This is a genomic window from Bifidobacterium sp. UBA6881 (assembly GCA_002451435.1).
Lineage (GTDB): Bacteria > Actinomycetota > Actinomycetes > Actinomycetales > Bifidobacteriaceae > Bifidobacterium.
In genome coordinates, this window is record DKCF01000013.1 from 1 (window position 1) to 1,662 (window position 1,662).

Sequence of the window (1,662 nt, forward strand, 5' to 3'; positions counted from 1 at the left end):
CATGCCCCGCTACCAATCAAACCGTCAGATTCGTCTGGCGGTTTTTGTTTTTCGCTGTTGATTCCCTACGATTCTCCGCATCGTTTCGTGCGCGTTTTCCTTCATTAGCATTTCCTCCTCATACGCCTCGCAACCATATTCAGGTTCCTCGAAGGTATTTCTCCGTCCGCCTAAACGCCCACGGCGAATGTTGCGGCTGCGGGCTGAAAATCCAAAGACTTTCAAGGGCGCCCGCTGTACGTTGACCTCACCAACCGACAAACCGACAACAAGGAGGTCAACATGGCACAGCCATCGCATGACGCGGGCGACATCGCAAGCAACACGGCGAGCGGCGCATCCGACGATGTTCCGGACACCGCGCCGCTGAAAGGCGTCAAGGTCATCGACTGGACGCAGGTGCAATCCGGCCCGTCGTGCACGCAGATGCTCGCATGGATGGGCGCGGAGGTCATCAAGGTGGAGAAGGTGCGCGGCGGCGACCCGACGCGCAACGAGATGAACGACGTGGACGGATCGTATTCCCTGTATTTCCTGCAGCTCAACGCCAACAAGAAATCCGTCACGTTGAACATGAAGAATCCGGAGGGCAAGAAGATCCTCACCGACCTGCTCAAAGACGCCGATGTGTTCGTGGAGAACATCGGCCCCGGCGATGTGGAGAAGCTCGGATTCGGCTGGGATGCCGTGCACGCGCTCAATCCGCGTCTCATCATGGCGTCGCTGAAGGGTTTCAACAAGGGCAGCCGATTCGAGCGCGTCAAGGCGTTCGAACCCGTCGCGCAGTCAGCCGGCGGAGCCGCCTCCACGACCGGATGGTATGACGGCGAGCGCAACGTGCCCACGCAGTCCGGTGCGGCGCTGGGCGATTCGAACAGCGGCATGCATCTGCTGATCGCGATTCTGTCCGCATTGCTGCAGCGTCAGCGCACCGGCGTGGGCTGCTACGTGTACCAGTCCATGCAGAACGCGGTGTTGAATCTATGCCGCGTCAAGTTGCGCGACCAACTGATCCTCGACCGTCTGGGCAGGCTCTCCTATTATGACTGCTATCCGGATTACCAGTGGGGCAAGGCGGTTCCGCGTGCGGCCAATGCCGAGGGCGGTCTGGTGCTGGGCTGGTGCTATCGCGCGAAGGGTTGGGAGACCGATCAGAACGCCTATGTATATATAGTGATCCAGCAGTCAGCCAAGGGGTTCGAGAACTTCTGCCGCGCGATGGGATTCGAGGATTGGCTCACCGATCCGCGTTTCAGCACCGCCAACGCGCGCGACGAGCACAAGCGGGAGGTGTACGAGCGCGTCGAGCGGTACACGATGCGCTATGACAAGTACGAGCTGACGAAGGAACTGGGCGCGAAGGGGGTGCCGGTCGGCCCGGTGCTCGACTGGCATGAATTGGAGAACGATCCGGATCTGAACGATGATGGCACCATCGTGACCATCGACCAGCAGGACGCGCGCGGCGAGTTCAAGACGATCGGCATGCCGTTCACGATGAGCAATTTCACGCCGGATTACCGGCGTGCGCCGAAGCTCGGTGAGCATAATGCTGAGATCCTGCACGCCTTGGGGTATGACGACGACCGTATCGCGGCGTTGCTCCACGATGGCGTGATCGGAGGCAATGACGGCGTGAAGGCCGATCTGCGGTAATCCTCG

General features: G+C 60.2%; 1 protein-coding gene. It reads left to right on the plus strand.

All coding sequences use genetic code 11. The annotated features are described in order from the left end of the window. The first annotated feature begins 282 nt into the window (after nucleotides 1-282). Nucleotides 283-1,656, plus strand: a complete 1,374-nt coding sequence (gene frc, locus B3C64_RS01035) for a formyl-CoA transferase (protein ID WP_291533112.1) — start codon at nucleotides 283-285, stop codon at nucleotides 1,654-1,656. Nucleotides 1,657-1,662: the final 6 nt, after the last annotated feature.

Bases quoted from the DNA above. Each gene is read 5' to 3' on its own strand.
- frc (WP_291533112.1), top strand. From the start codon at position 283: ATGGCACAGCCATCGCATGACGCGGGCGACATCGCAAGCAACACGGCG.